16 protein-coding genes and 2 tRNA genes are annotated in these 19,896 nt (G+C 69.5%); 4 read left to right on the top strand and 14 right to left on the bottom strand.

Annotation, left to right across the window (positions count from 1 at the left end; translation table 11 throughout):
- Window positions 1-47: 47 nt before the first annotated feature.
- Genes AC1DHY_RS02790 through AC1DHY_RS02800 form a run of 3 tightly spaced genes read right to left on the bottom strand, consistent with a single transcriptional unit; the run spans window position 48 to window position 2,248 of the window.
- Entirely contained in the window at window positions 48-1,319 is a 1,272-nt protein-coding gene (locus AC1DHY_RS02790) for an MFS transporter (RefSeq protein ID WP_476877832.1), read from the bottom strand.
- Between the two features lie 21 nt (window positions 1,320-1,340).
- Entirely contained in the window at window positions 1,341-1,778 is a 438-nt protein-coding gene (locus AC1DHY_RS02795; protein ID WP_476877833.1) for a MaoC family dehydratase, read from the bottom strand.
- 2 nt (window positions 1,779-1,780) lie between these two features.
- The gene (locus AC1DHY_RS02800; protein WP_476877834.1) at window positions 1,781-2,248 is read right to left on the bottom strand and encodes an FAS1-like dehydratase domain-containing protein; all 468 of its coding nucleotides are present in this window, start codon (window positions 2,246-2,248) and stop codon (window positions 1,781-1,783) included.
- A gap of 157 nt (window positions 2,249-2,405) precedes the next feature.
- Between AC1DHY_RS02800 and AC1DHY_RS02805 the strand changes: the two genes are divergently transcribed.
- Window positions 2,406-2,783 carry an ArsR/SmtB family transcription factor gene (locus AC1DHY_RS02805; RefSeq protein WP_476877835.1) on the top strand — a complete coding sequence of 126 codons (378 nt, stop codon included), beginning with the start codon at window positions 2,406-2,408 and terminating at the stop codon, window positions 2,781-2,783.
- Window positions 2,780-4,468 carry a SulP family inorganic anion transporter gene (locus tag AC1DHY_RS02810; protein WP_476903117.1) on the top strand — a complete coding sequence of 563 codons (1,689 nt, stop codon included), beginning with the start codon at window positions 2,780-2,782 and terminating at the stop codon, window positions 4,466-4,468. The genes AC1DHY_RS02805 and AC1DHY_RS02810 overlap by 4 nt, the downstream gene beginning before the upstream one ends.
- Here the strand turns inward: AC1DHY_RS02810 and AC1DHY_RS02815 are convergent.
- The 5 genes from AC1DHY_RS02815 to AC1DHY_RS02835 all read right to left on the bottom strand — a co-directional run bounded on the left by AC1DHY_RS02815 (window position 4,458) and on the right by AC1DHY_RS02835 (window position 9,515).
- Window positions 4,458-4,682 carry a DUF3188 domain-containing protein gene (locus AC1DHY_RS02815; protein WP_476880586.1) on the bottom strand — a complete coding sequence of 75 codons (225 nt, stop codon included), beginning with the start codon at window positions 4,680-4,682 and terminating at the stop codon, window positions 4,458-4,460. The two genes, AC1DHY_RS02810 and AC1DHY_RS02815, sit on opposite strands and share 11 nt — an antisense overlap.
- A 148-nt stretch (window positions 4,683-4,830) precedes the next feature.
- Window positions 4,831-5,790, bottom strand: a complete 960-nt coding sequence (locus AC1DHY_RS02820) for a DUF2797 domain-containing protein (protein ID WP_476903118.1) — start codon at window positions 5,788-5,790, stop codon at window positions 4,831-4,833.
- Window positions 5,791-5,819: 29 nt separating this feature from the next.
- Window positions 5,820-6,683 (bottom strand): HpcH/HpaI aldolase/citrate lyase family protein, encoded by an 864-nt coding sequence (locus tag AC1DHY_RS02825; RefSeq protein ID WP_476903119.1) that lies wholly within the window; start codon window positions 6,681-6,683, stop codon window positions 5,820-5,822.
- 130 nt (window positions 6,684-6,813) lie between these two features.
- On the bottom strand, window positions 6,814-7,803 hold the full coding sequence (locus AC1DHY_RS02830) for an aldo/keto reductase (RefSeq protein ID WP_476880660.1): 990 nt from the start codon (window positions 7,801-7,803) through the stop codon (window positions 6,814-6,816).
- Window positions 7,804-7,808: 5 nt separating this feature from the next.
- Complete coding sequence (locus AC1DHY_RS02835) at window positions 7,809-9,515, bottom strand: glycoside hydrolase family 13 protein (protein ID WP_476903120.1); 1,707 nt, start codon at window positions 9,513-9,515, stop codon at window positions 7,809-7,811.
- An 89-nt stretch (window positions 9,516-9,604) separates the two neighbouring features.
- On the opposite strand from AC1DHY_RS02835, the gene AC1DHY_RS02840 reads away from it, so the two are divergent.
- Entirely contained in the window at window positions 9,605-10,831 is a 1,227-nt protein-coding gene (locus AC1DHY_RS02840) for an ROK family protein (RefSeq protein WP_476880529.1), read from the top strand.
- A gap of 206 nt (window positions 10,832-11,037) precedes the next feature.
- On the top strand, window positions 11,038-13,890 hold the full coding sequence (locus tag AC1DHY_RS02845; protein ID WP_476903121.1) for an LGFP repeat-containing protein: 2,853 nt from the start codon (window positions 11,038-11,040) through the stop codon (window positions 13,888-13,890).
- A gap of 30 nt (window positions 13,891-13,920) precedes the next feature.
- Here the strand turns inward: AC1DHY_RS02845 and AC1DHY_RS02850 are convergent, their stop codons facing one another.
- The 6 genes from AC1DHY_RS02850 to AC1DHY_RS02875 form a co-directional block, all read right to left on the bottom strand.
- The gene (locus AC1DHY_RS02850) at window positions 13,921-15,492 is read right to left on the bottom strand and encodes a Na+/H+ antiporter (RefSeq protein ID WP_476878924.1); all 1,572 of its coding nucleotides are present in this window, start codon (window positions 15,490-15,492) and stop codon (window positions 13,921-13,923) included.
- A 101-nt stretch (window positions 15,493-15,593) separates the two neighbouring features.
- Window positions 15,594-16,253, bottom strand: coding sequence for an SDR family oxidoreductase (locus tag AC1DHY_RS02855; protein ID WP_476903122.1), 660 nt, complete (start codon window positions 16,251-16,253; stop codon window positions 15,594-15,596).
- Window positions 16,254-16,338: 85 nt separating this feature from the next.
- Window positions 16,339-16,412 (bottom strand) — tRNA-Met (locus AC1DHY_RS02860).
- A 62-nt stretch (window positions 16,413-16,474) separates the two neighbouring features.
- Window positions 16,475-16,546, bottom strand: a tRNA-Thr gene (locus AC1DHY_RS02865).
- A 268-nt stretch (window positions 16,547-16,814) separates the two neighbouring features.
- On the bottom strand, window positions 16,815-18,827 hold the full coding sequence (locus AC1DHY_RS02870) for a DEAD/DEAH box helicase (protein WP_476903123.1): 2,013 nt from the start codon (window positions 18,825-18,827) through the stop codon (window positions 16,815-16,817).
- A gap of 394 nt (window positions 18,828-19,221) precedes the next feature.
- Window positions 19,222-19,869 carry an MOSC domain-containing protein gene (locus AC1DHY_RS02875; protein WP_476878921.1) on the bottom strand — a complete coding sequence of 216 codons (648 nt, stop codon included), beginning with the start codon at window positions 19,867-19,869 and terminating at the stop codon, window positions 19,222-19,224.
- Window positions 19,870-19,896: the final 27 nt, after the last annotated feature.

Consider the following 19,896-nt stretch of genomic DNA (forward strand, 5'->3'; position numbering starts at 1 on the left):
CAGCCTAGCCGGGTTCGGTGCGCGCCCGGAAAGGCGATGGGTGGGCCCTACGTGGCTTTGCGGGCCACCGGGGAGAGCAGGAAGCTGACCACCAGCATCACCATAACGGCCAGCAGTGAGTGCAGGATACCGACGTGCTCGGCCAGCAGGCCCAGCAGCGGTGGACCGCAGAGGAAAGCCCCGTAGCCGATGGTGGACACCACCGAGACACGCGCGGCGGCCTTGAGGGGGTCGTCCGCGGCAGCGGACATGCCAACCGGGAACCCCAGCGAGGCCCCAAGCCCCCAGACCGCGAGGGCGACGTACGCCAGCCAGGGAACCGGCGCGAAGACAAAGAGCGCCAGCCCGGCGACTGCCAGTGCCGCGCACCAACGCATCACCGGAACCCGGCCGTACCGGTCCAGGACCACGGTTCCGACAAACCGGCCCACGGTCATAAACGTGACGAACAGGCCGTACCCGGCGGCCCCGGCGGCGTCGGACTGGCCGTGGCCGTCGGCCAGCGCCAACGCGACCCAGTCCCCGGCCGCGCCCTCGGCCAGCGCGAGCCCCAGGACCAGGACGCCGAGGAGCAGGGTCCGGCGGTCCCGCCAGGCCTGAGCGATCTGCCGCTTGTTATCTAGCGGCGCCTCGGGGCCCGGGCTTGCCTGGCTGATGATGGGCAGCGGGCCGGTGGACGGGTCCTCGAACGTGTCCGTGCCGGCCGGGGCGAAGGCTTCACCCTGCTCTACCGGTGTGATGTCGGCACGGAACCAGGCCGCGGCGGTGGCCACGGAGGCTGCCACCAGCAGGCCGACGGCGGCCAGGTGCCAGAACACGGGGATACCCGCGCCCGCGGCCCAGGCGCCCGCTCCGGCGCCGGCGACGGTGCCGAGGCTGAACGCACCGTGCAGCCGGGGCATGATGTGCCGCCGCACGGCGCGTTCGACGGCGGCGCCTTCCACATTGGAGGCGGTGTTCCAGCTGGCGGTGCCGAGTCCCACCACCACGAGTCCGGCCGCAACCGCCAGCGGGTTGACCAGCACGGACGTCCCGAAGCCGGCAAGGACCAGGCCCGCGCCCACCATGATGCTGCCGATCCGGATGGTCTGCTTGGAGCCAAAGCGCAGCACGATCAGCCCGGACGCGGACACAGACACGAAGGAGCCGAGCGTCATACAGAGCAGGAGCAGCCCGACGTTGCCGGGCGTGAGGTCGAGCCCGTCACGGATGGCCGGCAGCCTCGAGACCCAGCTGGCGAAAGCTATCCCGCTGAACGCGTAGGCGGCCACCACGGCGTTGCGCCACCGCGTGACTTCGGCGGATTGTGGGGCGCGCACCCTCACGGCAGCATCATGGGCTCAGGCCAGCCTGACGACGGCCTGGGCCTTCATAAGGACTTTCTGCCCGCCCGCGACGACAGTGAGGTCAACCCGGACGGTGCCGGCGTCGGCGTCTAGCGCCCCCACGGCGCCGCTGACCTCGATCACCGCACCGGCGTCGTCGGAGCCCGTAGTGTCCGCCACCGGGACCGGCTTGCTGAAGCGGGTCTGGAAATCGACGACGGCGGCCGGGTCGCCGGCCCAGTCGGTCACCAGCTGGACGGCGGCACCCATGGTGAACATACCGTGCGCGATCACGCCGGGCAGGCCGACGCCGGTGGCGAAGTCGCTGTTCCAGTGGATCGGGTTGAAGTCCCCGGAGGCACCGGCGTACTTCACGAGGTCGGTGCGGGTGACCTCGATGGTGCGGCTGCCCACGGCCTGGCCGACGGTGAGTTCTGAAAGTGTGAGGCTCATGGTTACTGTCCCTCTCCGCGGACCAGGATGGATGAGGTGGTGGTGGCGACGGCGTCCCGGGCACCGGATTCCCCGCCGGTCGGGGCGAAGATCTCCGAACGGGTGGTGATCATGGCGCCTCCCCCCATGGCGCGGACGCCGTCGACGTGCAGTTCGGCCACGAGGCGGTCGCCGGCCACGATGGGCCGGTGGTGGACGAAGCGCTGGTCCGCGTGGACCACACGGGAAAAGTCGATGCCTGAATCCGGGTCCTCGATCAGCTGCGCGTCGGCGCGCTGCGCGACGATGATCGCGAACGTGGGCGGGGCGACGAGGTCCTGATGGCCGAGCGCCCGGGCGGCGTCCACGTCGAAGTGGGCGGGGTGCGTGGCCTTGACGGCGCGGGCGAACTCGCGGATCTTCTCGCGGCCGACGTCGTACACCTCTGCGGCAGGGTAACTGCGGCCCTGCAGGTCCGGATTGATAGTCATGGTTCCAGCCTAGCGCCCTGCCTTCGGATGGATTTCCGCGTTACACGCGGGGGCGGGGCGGGGTCTTGCATCCCAACGATATGATGGAAACATCATTTCATCAATCCGTGGTTCGGGTTTTCGCCGGACCGCCAGCCAGGAAGGGCGAAGGACCGCAGTGATTTCCTCCGCGCAGACCCCCTTGTACGAAATCAAGGCCAACTTGTTCAAGGCCCTCGCCCACCCGGCACGTATCCGGGTGCTGGAACTGCTGGCGGCAGCCCCGGACACCTCGGCGCAGGTCAGCTACCTGCTGGCCGAGACCGGACTGGAGGCCTCGCATCTTTCCCAGCATCTGGCCACGCTCCGTAGGCACGGTGTGGTGACCTCGGTCCGGACGGCCAACGCCGTGACCTACCGTCTGGCCCACCCGAAGGTCGCCGAGCTACTCGCCATCGCCAGGACCTTCCTGCTGGACAGCCTGGCGGATTCCGGCGAACAGCTCCGGCTGGCGCAGGAGTTGCCTGCCGCGCCCCTACCGGGTTCCGCATCATGACCGCCGCGACGGCGACCGGGCTGGCGCGGGGCACCCGGGGATCTCTCATCCGGCTCCTGCCCTCCCGCCGTGATTACGACGGGCTGCGGGGCTCGTGGCGGACGGACCTGCTCTCCGGCGTCACCGTGGGCATCGTTGCCCTGCCACTGGCCCTCGCCTTCGGAGTCAGTTCCGGCGTCGGCGCGGAGGCCGGGCTCATCACTGCGGTAGTAGCCGGACTGGTGGCTGCCGTCATGGGTGGCTCACACGTCCAGGTTTCCGGGCCCACCGGTGCCATGGTGGTGGTGCTGGCCCCCGTCGTCGCCGAGCACGGCACCGGCAGCATCGCTCTGGTATCCGTACTGGCAGGACTCCTGGTCATCATCCTCGGTATCAGCGGCCTGGGCCGGGCCGTCGCGTACATCCCATGGCCGGTCGTGGAGGGATTCACCCTTGGGATCGCCGCCATCATATTCCTCCAGCAGGTGCCAATGGCCACCGGCACAGCGGGGGTGCCCGGCCACAACACCGTGCTGGCCGCCGTCGAGAGCGCCACCAAAGCCACGGCGCCCGCCGTGCTGCAGACCCTGGCCGTCGTGGCAGGCGTCGCCGCAGTGATGATGTTGCTGCCCCGGCTGAACAAGGCCATCCCGGCCAGCCTGGCCGCGGTACTTCTGGCCACGGTGGCCGCCGAGCTCCTAAACCTGCCCATTCCGCGGATCGGCGCCCTGCCGCACTCCCTGGCCGCGCCGTCCCTGCCGGCGCTGGATCCTGCGTCCTTGCCCGGGTTGTTTGCGCCCGCCCTGTCCATCGCCACGCTCGCGGCCATCGAGTCCTTGTTGTCGGCCCGGGTGGCATCCGGCATGGTCGGCCCCGACGGCCGGCCCACCGGCACCTACAGCCCGGACCGCGAACTTACCGGCCAGGGCCTGGCGTCGGTGGCGGCGGGGTTCTTCGGCGGCATGCCAGCCACGGGGGCCATCGCCCGGACCGCCGTCAACGTCCGTGCCGGAGCGAAGACCCGCCTGGCTGCGGTGGTCCATGCCCTGGTGTTGCTGGCCATCATCTACCTCGCAGCAGGCCTGGTGGGCCGGATCCCACTGGCGGCACTGGCCGGAATCCTGATGGTCACGGCCACCCGCATGGTCTCCCGGCAGACCGTGGCTGCGGTGCTGCGCTCCACCCGCGCAGACGCCTTCGTCTTTGTCCTGACAGCGCTGATCACCGTGGCGTTCGACTTGATCGTCGCGATTGAGATCGGGCTGGTCGCGGCCGCCGTATTCACGCTGCGCAAGTTCGCCTCGCTCAGCGGCGTGCAGCGCGAAGACATCCCGGGACCGGCGGCACCTGGAGACGGACGCATTGCCGTCCTCCGGCTGGACGGTGCCATGTTTTTCGGGGCAGCGGAGCGCGTCCTGCAGGAGATCAGCCAGGTCAAGAACATCCAGGTGGCAGTCATCCGGCTCTCCCAAGTCCGGATGCTCGACGCGACCGGGGCGCACACACTGGTGGACGTCATCTCGGCCCTTGAATTGCGCGGCGTCACCGTCCTGCTCAAGGGTGTCCAACCGCAGCACCTGGACCTCGTGACCAACGTTGGCGTGATCCGGTCGCTGCGGCACCACAAGCACCTGTTCAACACCCTGGCGGACGCCGTGGAACACGCCCGCAGCCATGTGGCGCGGAACGCCGCTGCTAGCGCTTGAGGTTCTTCCGGATGGTCTGGCCGCGGACCACGATGCCGGCGACGTGCAGGATGAGGCCGAGGCCGATGACGCCGAGGGAGGCGAACGCCAGGCCCTGGTTGCCGGTGTTGTTGCCGACGAGGTTCAGGATGATGCCCGCGGCGATCAACCCCATGGCGCTAAAAACGAGCACCTTGTAGGACGTTGGCGCGGCGGCCCAGAATTCGTTCAGCACCGTGCCAGTCTACCGGCGGCCGCGGGGCACCCCTCGACGCGGGTTGTTCCTGGCGCCCCGGATATTACTTGCCGACGCGGGAATACCCGGTGCGTCCGGAATTTTGCGCGGCACCGGGGATTTAGCGCGTCGCCGGGTATTTTGCGGCTCAGAACAACGCCGGCTGCACGGCCGGGACCGCCGAGCCGTGGTCGCCCAGTTCGACGGTGCGGGCCTTCAGGGCGCCAAGGTTGACGACGAACCCGAGGTCCGAGCCGTCGAGTTCGGCCAGGGCCACGCTGCCGCTCAGCGACGCGATAAAGAACCCGTGGGCGCCGGAGTGGAGGTCGTGCGGGTAGGCGTGCCGGTCCGCCGGGGCGCAGGCCTTGTCCGCCAGCGCGGGACGCTGCCATTGTTCGTCCACCACCGAGAATCCGCCGCTGTCGTCACCGCGCAGCAGGGCCCGGACGCTGGCCACGTGCCGGGCATTCAGCTCGTCCAGCACGACGGCGGACGGCGGCGCGGTCAGGCCGGCGGCCTTGGCGGCCGAGCGGACCTGCTGCGGGAGCCCGGCGTCGCGCGTCACCCGGTCCTCCAGGACCCTGACCACCCGGCCGTCGGCGGCGCGGGCGACGTAGCGGGCGACGACGGCGCCCTGCTCCGCGAGCCGGTGCCACTTCCGCAGGTCGGAGGCGGTGCCCACCTTGCTGGCGCCGTTGGCGAAGGTCGCGATGTAGAGCCAGTGCGGCTGCATCAGGTAGGCACGCAGTCCGGGCGGGACGCGGCCGCCGCGGTGGAAGTCGTGGATCAGCCTTGAATCGTCCAGGGCGAAGCACGCTCCGCACTGGGCGCCGCGGACCGCCGCTTCTCGCTCCGGGCACACCACGTGGTCCCGGTCCGCGGGTCCGTGGACTTTGTGGTGGCCCAGGCATTGCTTACCGTCGGCGGCGGAGCGGAACCCCAGCCGGGTCCCGGCGTCGAGCGTGACGTCGGTGAAGACGCCGGCAGCGTCCTGCAGGCGCAGGACGGCCCGGCCCGCACCGGACGGCCCCGCAGGCAGCGGAGGCGCTCCGGCAAGTGCCGGGTGATCCCAAAAGACCCCGTGGACCAGATAGCGGGTATCGGTCACGGGGTCTCCTTGGTGGGACAGGGAACCGGCTACAGGGCCGGCTGCACCCCAAAGGCTACAGCGAGCTTCATGATCTTCTCGGCGCGGCCCAGGCGCGGCAGGTCGGACCCGTCCCGGATGACGCGGCCGTTGGCTTCGAAATCGGCCATAAAGTCCGTGGCCCAGGCGACATCGGACGGCGTGGGGCTGATGACCTCGTTGATCACGCTGGTCTGGTCGATCGCGAGGCAGAGCTTGCCGGTCATGCCCATCATCACCGTGATGCCGGTCTGCTCACGCAGGATCGGGTGGTTGGTGCCGACGGTTGGGCCGTCGATGGGGCCCGGCAGGTTGCCGACGCGGCTGGCAACAACCAGCTTGGCGCGCGGGTAGGCCATCGCCTCGGGGGTGGCCGCCATGCCGGTGTCGCGGCGGAAGTCGCCGGAACCGAAGGCCAGCCGGAAGACGCCCTGGGCCTTGGCGATGTGGTTGGCTTCCTCGATGCCGACGGCGGACTCGACGAGCGCCACCACGGGGGTCTTGCCGTCCATGCGGTGGAAGCTTTCGGTGACCTGGTCCGCGGACTCGGTTTTGGCGAGCATCACGCCGAGCAGTCCCGGGGTGCCGCGGAGGCCGGCGAGGTCGTCAGCCCAGAAGGGGCTGGTGGCGTCGTTGATCCGGACCCAGGCGCTGCCGCCGGCGGTCAGCCAGTCGACTACGTGCTCGCGGGCGGCGTCTTTCTGGGAGGGATCCACCGCGTCTTCGATGTCGAGGATGATCGCGTCGGCGCGGGACTCCGCCGACTGTCCGAAGAGTTCCGGCTTCATGGCGTTGACCAGCAGCCAGGAGCGGGCGATTTCGGCCGGGACGTTGCGCTGGGGCCGGACAATCCCGGCGGTGGTGATAGAGGTCATGACTCTACGCTAGCCGCCCGGGACCGTCCGCCGCCAAGTAATACCCCCGTTAAGGGCGACCAATACGACCAAAATCACGCTGGGACCCGTGCGGCGGGCGGCGGATGCGTCCGTCGCTAGGGAATGTTGCCTAGGGAATGTTGCTGCCCCGGGCGGTGATCCAGAGCCTGTACCACTCGGCCCGCGTCATGGCTGCGGCCACCCGCGCCGCGTCCGCGCAACCACGGATCCGGTCGGGATTGGCGCTGCCGATCACCGGGCTGATGGCGGCCGGGTGCTTCATCAGCCAGCCCAGCAGTACGGCCTCGCCGGTGGTGCCGGCCGCTGCGGCCATTTCGGCCACCAGTACCGCTGTGGCTTCCGCCGCGGCGCTCGGGTCTGAGCCCGCGGCCGCCCCGGTGTAGAGCCCCCGGGACAGGGCCCCGTAGGCCTGCAAAGCGATGCCGCGCCGGACGCAGTGCTCCACGGTGCCGTGCGGGAAGCTGTAATCAGTGCCCTCCGCGTGGTTGACCAGCACGGTGCTTTCCAGCCAGGCCCGGGCCGAGAGGCTCATTTCCAGCTGGTTGGCCACCACGGGCACCTCGAGCCGGTCCTGCAGCAGTTCGATCTGCGGGGCGGACATGTTGGACACGCCCACGGCGCGGATCTTGCCCTCGGAGAGCAGCTGTCCGACGGCGGAGGCCACCTCGGCCGGATCCAGCAGCGGATCCGGGCGGTGCAGCATCAGCACGTCGACGTAGTCGGTCCTCAACCGGGCGAGGCTGCCCTCCACCCGCTCAAGGATGCCCTCGCGGCTCAGGTCGTAGTACGCCTCCAGGCCCTGTTCGTTGAGCCGGATCCCGCACTTGGTCTGCAGCCGGATCCGCTCCCGCAGGCCGGGGGTCCGCGAAAGCACCTCGCCGAAGACGGCCTCGGACTTGCCGTTGCGGTAGATGTCGGCGTGGTCGAACAGCGTGATCCCGGCGGCCAGGGCTGCGTCGACGGCGGCGGCCGCCTCGTCCACATGCGCGGACGAGTACGGCTCCGCCGCCCAGGTGCCGCCCAGGCCCATGCAGCCGTAGATCAGCTCCTGGGCCAGGTCCGGGCCGGCTCCGGCCGTTCCGACGGCCGGCCCGGACAGCGGGCTCACCGCAGCCAGACGGTGGTGTTGCCCGGGAGCAGCCGGCCGTCGACGGGGGCGCTGCTGACCAGCACCTCGCCGGCGGGCAGCTCGACGGCGTCGTCCCCGAAGTTGGTGACGGACTGCCAGCCGTCGTGGCGGCGGAAGTGCAGCACGTTGGCGTTGGCGGACTCCAGCCACTCCAGCTCTTCCGAGGCCTGCAGTTCGCGGCGCAGCTTCAGGGCCTTGCGGTAGAACTCCAGGGTGGAGCCTTCGTTCCCGTCCTGGGCGGCCACGGCGTACCGGGCGAACCAGGCCGGCTGCGGCAGGTGGGCGCCGCCGTCGCCGAACCCGAACGAGGTCCCCTCGGCAGCCCACGGCAGCGGCACCCGGCAGCCGTCGCGGCCGATCTCCACGCCCTTGTTGCGGAAGAACGTGGGGTCCTGGCGTTCGGTGTCCGGGATCTCGGCAACCTCCTGGAGGCCGAGCTCTTCACCCTGGTACAGGTATGCGGAGCCGGGCAGCGCCAGCATGAGCAGGGTCGCGGCGCGGGCGCGGCGCAGGCCGAGTTCGACGTCGAGTTCCTCGGCGGGGGCGCCGGCGAGGAGCCAGCCCTTGCCGTCCTGGCCCTTGGCGTGCCGTCCACCGCCCTTGGGCAGGCCGTAGCGGGTGGCGTGCCGGACGACGTCGTGGTTGGAGAACACCCAGGTGGAGGATGCGCCGGACTCCACGGCCTCGCCCAGGTTGCGGGTGATGATCTCGCGGAACTCGTCGGCATCGAAGTCGGCCTGCAGGAGGTCGAAGTTGAAGGCCTGGCCCAGTCCCTCGGGGCTGGCGTAGCGGGCCCGGCGGGAAGCGTGCACCCAGGCCTCGGCGACGGCGGTGCGCGGCGGGTTGTATTCGTTGAAGACCTCGCGCCATTCGACGTAGATCTCGTGGACTTCGTCGCGGTCCCAGAACGGGTGCGAGCCGTCATCGAAGCCGTCGGTCCCGGAGTTCGCCTCGCTGAGCTCCACCTTGGAGAGCAGGGGCTCGGTGAGGTCCTTGGTCAGGGCGTGCGCCACATCAACGCGGAAGCCGTCAACGCCGCGGTCCGACCAGAAGCGCAGGGTCTTGAGGAAGTCGTCGCGGATTTCGCGGTTGGACCAGTTCAGGTCCGGCTGCTCCTTGGCGAAGATGTGCATGTACCACTGACCGGGGGTGCCGTCCGGCTCGGTGATGCGCTCCCAGGCCGGGCCGCCGAAGACGGATTCCCAGTCCGACGGCGGGATCTCGCCGTTCTCGCCCTTGCCATCACGGAAGATGTAGCGTTCCCGCGCTGCCGAGCCCTTCGGCGCCGCGAGTGCTTCCTGGAACCAGACGTGGCGGTTGGAGGAGTGGTTCGGGACGATGTCCGCGATCAGCTTGATGCCGGCGGCGTGCAGGGCTGCGGACATCTCGTCGAAGTCCGCCAGGGTCCCGAGCTTGGGATCGACGTCGCGGTAGTCATCGACGTCGTAGCCGCCGTCGGCGAGCGCCGACGGATAGAACGGGGAGAGCCAGACGGCGTCGATCCCCAGCTCCTTGAGGTACGGGACCTTGGCGGTGATGCCCTTGATGTCGCCCAGCCCGTCACCGTTGGAATCGGAGAAGCTGCGCGGGTAGATCTGGTACACGGACGCCTGGCGCCACCAGTTGGGGTCGGCAGCGAGGTCGGAACCGGACAGGGTTGCCAGCGTGGCGGTGTTCGACAAGGTGAATCCTTCGGGGCTGGGGAGCGGTACCTGGTACAGGCAGTGATTGGTAACAGCCTGTCTGATAATTTAGATAGAAGCTAAATCTATTGCCGGAACAATTATGGGTCGGTTATCACCGGGAGGTCAAGATTCCGAAGCCGCAGGCCGCCGCCACTCCCCAGCTGCTGCGCCGGGTCAACGCCCAGGCCGTCCTGGCCGCCATCCGCAGCACGGACGTGGCCACCGGGACGGACCTGATGGCCGGAACGGGCCTCACCCGCGCCTCGGTGATTGCCGTGTGCGAGGACCTGATCCGGCGCGGCTGGATCAGGGAACTGGACGCGCCGCGGAAGGGTGCGGGAGCCGGAGCCCTGCAGAAGGGCCGGCCGGCGCGGCGGTTCGAACTGCGGGCGCGGGCCGGCGTCGTCCTGGGCCTCGACATCGGCGCGGCCACCACCACCGCGGCGGTGGCTGACCTCCGGGGCACGGTGCTTGGCCGCGCCAGCGGAAGCTTCCGTGCCGCGGACATCCCGGCCGCGGAGCGGGTCAGCGTGGTGGACCGGGCCTGCCGGGAAGCGCTCGCAGCCGCGGGCGAGTCCCCGGGCAAGGTCCTGGCCGTCGGCGCCGGCATCGCCGCACCGGTGGACCGTGGCGGCAAGGTGCTGGCCGCCCAACATTTCTGGAGCCTGTTCGACGTCGGACTCCGCTCGGCCCTGCAGGACCTGCACGGCTGGACGGTGCTGCTGGAGAATGACGCCAACCTGGCCGCGCTGGGTGAACGCTGGCGCGGATCCGGCGCCGGGGTGGATGACCTGGTGGTGCTCCTGGCGGGGGAACGGCTGGGCGCGGGCGTGCTGGAGTCCGGCCGGCTGCTGCATGGCCGGGCCGGCGGCGCAGGCGAGATGGGCTTCCTCGACATGGTCGACGGGGTGGGGTCCAGCGACGGGATCGCCAGCCTGGCGCGGCAATGGCAGGCAGCCGATGGTGGTCCCGCCAACGGGGGCGACGCCGGCGCCCGGCAGGTGTTCGAGGACGCCGCGGCCGGAGACACAGCGGCCCTGGCGATCCTGGGCAGGCTTTCGGAGCGGATGGCCCGGGTGATCGCCGCGATTGCCAGCCTGCTCAATCCCGAGCAAGTGGTGATAGGCGGCGCCGTCGCGGATTCGGCCGGCGCCCTCGTGCCCGGCATCACCGCCGCGCTGCCGCGTTTCACCGCCACTCCCCCGCACGTGACCGTTTCCCCGCTCGGGGACAGGATCGTCACGGTGGGCGCTGTCCGGCACGCCCTGGACTTCGTCGAGGCCAACGCCCTGGAACTGGAACTGGCCGGTTGAGAGCTCTCCGGGCGGCGCGCAGCACGCCGGAAGGCTTCCTCAAGATTCGGCAACGATTGGATACCCAAGTCGAAAGTTTGCCGCAGGTTTCCAATTATTCCGGCATGCCCTCCGTAGACTGACTGCAATTTGGTCTCTTGCGGCCGTTCAGCTGACCCGTCGGCTGGGCGGCGGTCTCATGAAAGATAAACGTGAACTCTTTACGGATGAAGACTGCGCTCTTTGCCGCACTTGTCCTTGCCCTGGTGTCGGCTCCCGCAACCGGTGCGTTGCCCGCATATGCCGAGACGGCGCCGTCGCCGACCGCGAGCGCTGCGGCGACGCCGCCGGCGGGAGCGTCCGCAACGGCAACGGCGGCCCCGGCGGTATCTGCGGGGCCGACCCCGACGCCGGCAGCGACCACGGCTGCCCCGGCCGGGACGGTCCAGCCCGCGCCGGCACCGTCCGTCACAGCACCCGCCAGCCCCGCACCGTCAGGCACAGCACCGTCCCAGACCTCCGCTGAGGCGCCCGTTCCGGGCTCCAACGAGCCGTTCGTCGCGCACACGTTCGTTGACCCGCTCCCCACGGGCCGGAAGGGCCAGCCCGCCTCCGCCACCACCACCGCGGGGCGGCTGAGCACGGAGTCCTACTCGCTGGCCCGGTCCGGCGACATCAAGATCCGCCTGGTTATGGTCCAGCTGGCCGACAAGAAGGCCACCATCCCGGAGTCCTCTGCCCGGGCCGCCATCACCACCACCAGCAATTACTGGAAGACCATGTCCAACAACCGGCTGTCGATGTCGGTCGCGTCGGTCGAGAGCAAGACCAGCAAGGCCACCTCGACCCAGCGTTACCCGGACATGATGAACACCATTGCCACGGAGCTCAAGTGGACGCCCAACCCCTACACCGCCCTGGTGGTCTTCGTTTCCACGCCTACGCTTTCCGACGGAGCCTACGGTGCCGGCTGGAGCTACAGCGGCACGAGCGGCCGCGTCATTATGCCGCTCCCGGCGTCCCTGACCAACAGCGTGCTGACCCACGAATTCGGACACGTGCTGGGACTAAATCATGCCCAGAGCCTGCAGTGCGGCAGCGGCGTCCAGGATGTTGCCACCAACTCTGACGGGACCTTCGCCGACTCCTCCTGCACCATCCGTGAATACGGTGACAGCCTGGACCTCATGGGCGTCTCCCAGACCTCCCAGCCCACCATCAGCTCCACCCTGTGGGCCTATGGCGGTTTCGGCCGCGGCGACGAAATCGTTGACACAGGCGTCGCCAAGGACGTGAAGAACTACACCCTGACGGCATGGGCCGGAACGGCCGCACGACGCGCCATCAAGTTCACCGACCCGGTCAGCGGCGAGGTCTACTTCCTGGAGTTGCGGCTGCCGGTCGGCTACGACACCGCCAAAGCCGTGAACCTGAACAGCGGCGTCAAGGTCGTCCAGCAAATGGGGGCCTACTCGCTGCTGCTCCCGCCGGACACACGGGCCTTTGCCGGATACTACAACCCCCGCCAGGCCTGGCAGGCCGGGGAGACTTTCACCACCCACGCGGGCACGCGGGTCAAAATCAACTCGATCTCCAGCACCTCCGCCAGCGTCACCGTCACAGCCGCCAACGCCGTCAGCGGAGCGTTCCGGGACGCGTGGCTGCAGGCCGGCGGCGAGCCCGTCCTCGGCTACAGCACCAGCAACGTCACCTGCCCCTACGGTGCGGCAGCTACCACCACCTGCTACCAGTCGTTCCAGCGCGGCATTGTCTACAGCACCCCGGGCGTGGGCACCTACGCGGTCAAGACGGCGTACATGTCCGGTTGGCGGGACGCCGGCTGGCAGCAGGGCATTGGCTACCCCACCGGCGGCGAGAGCTGTGGGCTGTACGGCGGCGGCTGCTACCAGCCCTTCCAGAAGGGCAACATCTATTACTCCGCCGCGTCCGGCGCGCAGGCCGTGACCGGTGTGTACTGGAACGCCTGGCGGGCCGCCGGCTGGCAGCCGGGCATCGGCTACCCCACCGGCGCACCGTCCTGCGGGCTCTATGGCGGCGGCTGCTTCCAGCCCTTCCAGAAGGGCAACATCTACTACTCCACCGCGTCCGGCGCCCACGCCGTCACCGGCTCCTACTGGACCGCCTGGCGCGACGCCGGCTGGCAGCCCGGGATCGGCTACCCCACCGGCGACCCGACCTGCGGGCTGGCCGGCGGCGCCTGCTCCCAGGCCTTCCAGAAGGGAACCGTCTACTACGTGGCTGCGACCGGCGCGTACGCGGTGAACGGTGTCTACGCGACCGCGTGGACCGCCGCGGGGCAGCAGCCCGGCATCGGCTACCCCACCGGCGCACCGTCCTGCGGGCTCTACGGCGGCGGCTGCTTCCAGCCCTTCCAAAAGGGCAACATTTACTACTCCGCGGCCTCGGGGGCCCACGCCGTCACCGGCGTCTACTGGAACGCGTGGCGTGAAGCCGGCTGGCAGCCTGCCATCGGGTATGCGACCGGCGAGCCCATCTGCGGACTGGCCGGCGGCGCCTGCTCCCAGTCCTTCCAGAAGGGCACTGTCTACTACACCCCGGCCACCGGCGCCCACGCCGTCAGCGGCGTCTACACGAACGCCTGGGCGGCCGCGGGGCAGCAGTCCGGCATCGGCTATCCCATCGGCGCACCGTCCTGTGGGCTCTATGGCGGCGGCTGCTACCAGCCCTTCGCCAAGGCCAACGTCTACTACACCCCGGCCACGGGCGCCTACGCCGTGACCAGCAGCTACTTCGAGTCCTGGCGCGCCGCAGGATGGCAGAAAGGCGTCGGCTACCCGACGGGCCCGCAGCAGTGCGGCCTCTACGGCGGCGGCTGCTACCAGCCCTTCCAGACGGGCATCAGCTATTACACCGCCGCGACGGGCGCCAACATGGTGGGCGAGCCCTACCGCGAGGCGTGGCGCGTGGCCGGCTGGCAGGCTGGCGGGATGGGCTACCCGCTCGGTGCTGCCGTCGCCTACAACGGCTACCGGACGGTCCAGTTCCAGGGCGGCTCGATGATCTACAGCTCCACCGGCGTGCGGGTGGTCCGCAAGTAGCCGGCCGCCCGGACCTCAATCGCCCGGCCGCTACTCCGGCATGATCATGGTGCGCAGGTCCAGCTGCCGCAGCACCCGGTCGGCAACCTCGGGGTCCATGTCGGGCTCATTCCTGGCGGCCACCACTTCCTGACGCGCCGCGTCCAGGGCGATGGTCTGCACGGCGATGGCAAGCTCCCGGCCGCGTTTGCGCTTCTCATCGACGCTTTCGTTCCGCAGGCTGCCGTCCAGCAGTTCGGCGTGCAGCCGGGTCATCCGTGCCTTGACCAGGGCCACCTTTTCCGGCGGCAGCTCTTTCATGAGCTCGTTGTCCTTGAGTGCCGCGACGGCGGCCTGCTGCGCCCGGGCGGCCAGCAACCGGGCCGCATCGCGCTCCACCGAGCCGTCTTCGGAGGCTTTCAGGACGCGCATCAGCCACGGCAGAGTCAGCCCGGGCAGCACGAGCGTGGTGAGCAGCACCGCGCAGGCGATCACCAGCAGCTCGCTGCGGGCCGGGAACGCCGTCCCGTCGGCCAGGGTGGCCGGGAGGGCCAGGGCCAGCGCCAGGGTGGCCAGCCCGCGCATCCCGCACCACGTCAGGATCAGCACTTCCTTGGCCGAGGTGGGACGCAGGGTGTTCTTCCTGGACCGGGCCAGGCCGGACATCATGGCCAGCCAGCCGAAGCGCACGGCAAACACCAGCACGCAGACCACGGCTGCGGTGCCGGCCATCCCGATGACGGCGGTGCCTTCATCGTGGATGACCTGCCGGATCTCCAGGCCCACCAGCCCGAAGGCCAGGCCGGTCGCGAGCAGCTCCACCACATCCCAGAAGGCGGTGCGGGTGACCCGCTCGGCAGCCTCCTGCGGTTTGGAGTGCCGCTGGATTTCCAGGGCTGTGACGACGACGGCGATCACCCCGGAGGCGTGCACCTCTTCGGCGAGGATGTAGGCGGCAAACGGGACCACGAGTGTCACGGCGCTGCGGGCCACCATGGAACTCACCAGCCGGGTAATAAGCCGGGTCAGCCAGCCCATCCCGATGCCCACACCGACCGCGAGGGCTGCGCCGACGGCGAACTGCAGGACCACGCCGGGACCCACCCGGGTGCCGGACACGGACGCCGCCACCGCGGCCTGGAAGATGACGATGGCGGCGGCGTCGTTGAACAGGCCCTCGCTCTGCAGGACGGTGATCAGCCGGCGCGGCATGTGCACCCGGCCGGCGATGGAATCCACAGCCACCGGATCGGGAGGCGCCACCATCGCTCCGAGGGCGATGGCCGCCGGGATGCCGATCCCCGGGATCATCAGCCACGCCGCGCCGGCCACAACGGCGGTGGACACCACCACCAGGGCCACGGCCAGCATCAGGAGCGTCCGCCAACGGACCCTGAACACGGCCCAGGAACTGCGCTGGGCGGTCGCGAACAGCAGCGGCGGCAGGAAGATGGGCAGGATCAGTTCCGCCGGGATGTTGACTTCCGGGAAGCCCGGGATGAAGGTCAGCGACGCCGCGAGGATCAGCATCAGGACCGGGTAGGGCAGGCGGAGCCGGTCGCCGAGGCCCACCGCCACCACTGTGGCGAGAAGCAGTCCGATGATCAGGGCCAACTGGTCCATGTGCACTCTTTCCCCGGGGTTACGGCGGCCGGGACCCGGTCATCGACGCGCCGGCCGCCCCCACTACCCTACTTGGGCCCCACCGGGAGCCCCGGTGGCGCCTACTTCCCGGTGTCGAGGGCTGCGGCCAGCGGCAGCGTCCCGTCGCGGAACTCGATGGTCCGGCCGGCGGTCTCCGGCAGGCCCAGTACCGCGGCGGCGACGAGTGCCACGTTCGAGCGCGACGTGCCGGTGCCGTCCGAGGTGTCTGCCGGGTTGACGTCCAGGAGTCCGTTGCCGGGGCCGTCGGTGAGGGATCCGGGGCCAAGGATGGTCCAGTCCAGGCCGCTGCCGCGCAGGTAGGTGTCCGCGGCGGCCTTGGCCTCGGCGTAGGCGTGGAAGCTGTTGTCCGCCGGAACGCCGTGATCCGGGCCGGCCCCGAGGTAGGAAACCATCACGTAGCGCCGCACACCGGCCTGTGCCGCGGCGTCCATGGAGCGGATGGCCGCGTCACGGTCCACGGCGTAAGTGCGTTCCGGGCTGCCGCCGCCGGCACCGGCGGACCATACGACGGCGTCGTGGTCCTTCACGGCGGCGGCGATCTCCGCCGTCGTCGACTTTTCCACGTCCAGCACCAGCGGGGTGGCGCCGGTGGCGGCGACGTCGTCGCGATGGTCCGGGTTGCGGATGACGGAGGTGACCGCCGCCCCGTCCTTGGAGAGAATGCCGGACAGTTCCAAAGCCACTTTTCCGTGGCCGCCGATGATTGCGATTCGCCTCATCGTCCCATTCTGTCCCACGCGCACCGTCCCCGCATCCGGGTTAAAACAAAAGGACCCCGCAGGCGGGGCCTGCGGGGCCATTCTGTAGCGGCGGGGAGGCTCGATCTCCCGACCTCACGATTATGAGTCGTGCGCTCTAACCAACTGAGCTACGCCGCCACGAATGAGAAAAACCTGCGTCAAGCCGGTCAAAAACCGCCTTGACGCAGGCCCTCATTCAGAGCCCCCCACCGGAATCGATCCGGTGACCTCGTTCTTACCAAGAACGCGCTCTACCACTGAGCTAGGGGGGCAACGAGTAAATACTCTACCGGAAGATTCGGCTCCCAACAAATCGGGCGCCCTCCCCCGCCCGCGACGGCAAAATCCGCGCCGTTCCGTGGATCTGCGGGGTCCCGCGGCAGGCGCAGGAGCCCCCTCGGAGGGGTTCGCGCCCGCGGATGTGACGAAGCCGACGTGCCGGCCTGCCCAGGGGTCCGGACGGCGGCAAAACGGTTTTAACGCAGGACGGGCCGGCTCATAAAGAGCCGGCCCGTCCTGTCACTGCCTAGGACTTAGCAGTTACCACTTGTTGCGGGGCTTGAAGCCGCCCTCGTGGCGGGGCTTGCGGGTGTCCGTGCCGACGCTGCGCTCGTTGCGGTCGCTGTAGGAGCGGCCGCCGCGGTCTGCGGAGGAACGCTCGCCGTCGTTCTTGCGGAACTCGCGCTTGAAACCGCCGTTGCCCTTGAAGTTTCCGCTGCTGCCGGAGTAACCGCCACGCTCGCCCCGGTCCCCACCACGGTTGCCCTGGTAGGCGCCGCGGTCGCCGGAGGGCTTACGGCCGTTGTCCAGCTCGAGGTGGATCAGCTCGCCGCCGATCCGGGTGCGGGACAGGGCGCGCAGCTGCTCGGGGCTCAGGTCCGCGGGGAGCTCCACGAGCGAGTGGTCCGAGCGGATGTCGATGCCGCCGATCTGGGCCGAGGAGATGCCGCCCTCGTTGGCGATGGCGCCGACGATGGAGCCCGGCATCACGCGCTGGCGGCGTCCGACGGCGATCCGGTAGGTGGCGTTGCCCTCGGTCAGGGCGCGGGTCGGGCCGCGGGAGCCGAAGCCGTCCTTGGAGCGCTCACGCTTCTGGAATTCCGGAGCAGCGGGCAGTTCCTTGACCAGGAGCGGCTGGCCGCCCTGTGCCATCACGGCCAGCGCGGCGGCGATCTCGGCTGCGGGGACGTTGTGCTCTTCCTCGTAGGACGCGATCAGGTCACGGAACGCCGAGACGTCCTCGGAGGCGAGGGTCTCGGTGATCTTCTCCGCGAACTTGCCCAGGCGCAGGGTGTTGACCGTCTCGGCGGTGGGCAGGTGCATCTGCTCCACCGGCTGGCGGGTGGCCTTCTCGATGGAACGCAGCAGGTACTTTTCCCGCGGCGTCATAAAGAGGATCGCGTCGCCGGAGCGGCCTGCACGGCCGGTGCGGCCGATGCGGTGCACGTAGGACTCGGTGTCGTGCGGGATGTCGTAGTTAATGACGTGGCTGATGCGCTCGACGTCGAGGCCGCGGGCGGCGACGTCGGTGGCGACCAGGATGTCGATCCGGCCTTCCTTGAGCGCGTCAACGGTCCGCTCGCGCTGCTGCTGCGGGATGTCGCCGTTGATGGCGGCAGCCTGGAAGCCGCGGGCACGGAGCTTGTCGGCGAGGTCCTCGGTGGCCATCTTGGTGCGCACGAAGGCGATGACGCCGTCGAACTCTTCGACCTCGAGGATCCGGGTCATGGCGTCGAGCTTGTGCGGGCCCATGACCTGCAGGTAGCGCTGGCGGGTGTTGGCGCCGGTGGTGGTCTTGGACTTGACCTGCACCTCGGCCGGGTTGTTCAGGTACTGCTTGGACATCCGGCGGATCTGGCTCGGCATCGTGGCGGAGAACAGGGCAACCTGGCGGCCCTCGGGGGTCTGCTGGAAGATCTGCTCCACGTCGTCGGCGAAGCCCATGCGCAGCATTTCGTCGGCCTCATCCAGCACGAGGTACTGGAGTTCGGACAGGTCCAGGGAACCCTTGGCGATGTGGTCGATGACGCGACCCGGGGTACCGACAACCACCTGGGCGCCGCGGCGCAGGCCGGCCAGCTGCGGGCCGTAGGCGGAACCGCCGTAGACGGGCAGGACGGTGAAGTCGTCAATGTGCTTGGCGTACGAGGTGAACGCCTCGGCGACCTGGAGCGCGAGCTCGCGGGTCGGGGCCAGGACCAGGGCCTGGGTCTTGCGGGACGGGCCGTTCAGGTCGTGGAGTTCGGCCAGGCGGGACAGTGCCGGCACTGCGAATGCTGCAGTCTTGCCGGTACCGGTCTGGGCGAGGCCCACAACGTCGCGGCCCTCAAGGAGCAGCGGAATGGTGGCGGCCTGGATCGGCGAGGGCTTCTCGTAGCCGACATCCTGCAGGGCTGCGAGGATGCGGGCATCGATGCCGAGGTCGACGAAGCGGATGCCGCCCTCGTCGTCGTCGTTCGTGGCGGGCTGGTCGGCTGCAGCAGCCGGTTCGGTCATCTCGACGTCGGCCGGGGTGTTCTCGGTGTCGACGGAGTGGTCCTGATTTTCGGGCATAGGGGAATCTTCCTCATCCATAGGGGCCAGGCGGCACAACCCGAGGTGAGCGGAGCCGCAGTACGCGTGACAGTAGGCGCCGGGCAAACGTTGACCGGCCAGTCACATAGAAGTCCGGCGCTTTCGCAATCCCATGGCAGGACTTCCCGCTGCAACTCTTGGCTGCTATCCCAGCAGTCTGTACAGCGTTTTCTTTAGCCGGCTCTCCCTATGAAAATGCCCGCATCACAGTAGCGGGCCCCAACACTTACCAGTCCTGCCTCAAAAATTGGGCAGGAATAAGGGATTTCCGGAGTGGGGGATGTTTCAAGTGTAGGGCATGCGGCGGCATAGGTGCCAACCGGGAGGCCCGACGGCGGCGGTGAGCTTGCGCACACCGGCCCGTGCCGCAGGGCTAGCCGCGCGCCTGGACCTTGGCGAATTCCTGCTGGTACTCCGGCTGCAGGCGGATCAGGCCGTCGGCGTCGGCGTCGCGCAGCGCTTCCATGTCCTGGACGGTGGGGTCGGTGAACCATTTGCCGATCGTTACCCCGTGGGCCGGGACGTACAGCCGGTGGATGTGGTCCCCGGCCTGGACGGATCCGGTGCGGACCACCCGCAGGTAGGTGCCCACCCGGCCTGCCTCGGTGAACCGCTTGACCCAGTGGGGTTCGTCCACCCGCCGCTGGAACGTGCTGCACGGCCGGCGGGGTGAGGTGACCTCGACCTCGAGGTCCAGGCCGATCTTCCAGCGTTCGCCGATCACCGCGTTGGTGGCGTCGATGCCGGCGACCCGGAGGTTCTCGCCGAAGTAGCCGGGCGGGACGTCACGGCCGAGCTCCGCGGCCCAGTAGTCGGCGTCGGCCTGGGCGTACGCGTAGAGCGCCTGGTCCTCACCGCCGTGGTCCATCCGGTCCGCCTGGACGTCCCCGCGCAGGCCCAGCCGGTGGACCTTGACGGGCCCCTCCACGGGACGCTTGTCGATGGCGGTCACGCCCAGCCGGCCCTCGTCACTGAGCAGCTGGTGCACCCGGCAGACGGCGAGAACGGTAGCGGTGTCCATGGCACCAGTGTAGGCCCGCAGCGGTTG

This window comes from Arthrobacter sp. 05L44, from assembly GCF_056397605.1.

Coding starts and splice junctions, on each gene's coding strand:
- AC1DHY_RS02795 (WP_476877833.1), bottom strand. CDS start 1,778: ATGAGCCTCACACTTTCAGAACTCACCGTCGGCCAGGCCGTGGGCAGC.
- AC1DHY_RS02800 (WP_476877834.1), bottom strand. CDS start 2,248: ATGACTATCAATCCGGACCTGCAGGGCCGCAGTTACCCTGCCGCAGAG.
- AC1DHY_RS02810 (WP_476903117.1), top strand. CDS start 2,780: ATGACCGCCGCGACGGCGACCGGGCTGGCGCGGGGCACCCGGGGATCT.
- AC1DHY_RS02825 (WP_476903119.1), bottom strand. CDS start 6,683: ATGACCTCTATCACCACCGCCGGGATTGTCCGGCCCCAGCGCAACGTC.
- AC1DHY_RS02845 (WP_476903121.1), top strand. CDS start 11,038: ATGAAGACTGCGCTCTTTGCCGCACTTGTCCTTGCCCTGGTGTCGGCT.
- AC1DHY_RS02850 (WP_476878924.1), bottom strand. CDS start 15,492: ATGGACCAGTTGGCCCTGATCATCGGACTGCTTCTCGCCACAGTGGTG.
- AC1DHY_RS02855 (WP_476903122.1), bottom strand. CDS start 16,253: ATGAGGCGAATCGCAATCATCGGCGGCCACGGAAAAGTGGCTTTGGAA.
- AC1DHY_RS02870 (WP_476903123.1), bottom strand. CDS start 18,827: ATGCCCGAAAATCAGGACCACTCCGTCGACACCGAGAACACCCCGGCC.
- AC1DHY_RS02875 (WP_476878921.1), bottom strand. CDS start 19,869: ATGGACACCGCTACCGTTCTCGCCGTCTGCCGGGTGCACCAGCTGCTC.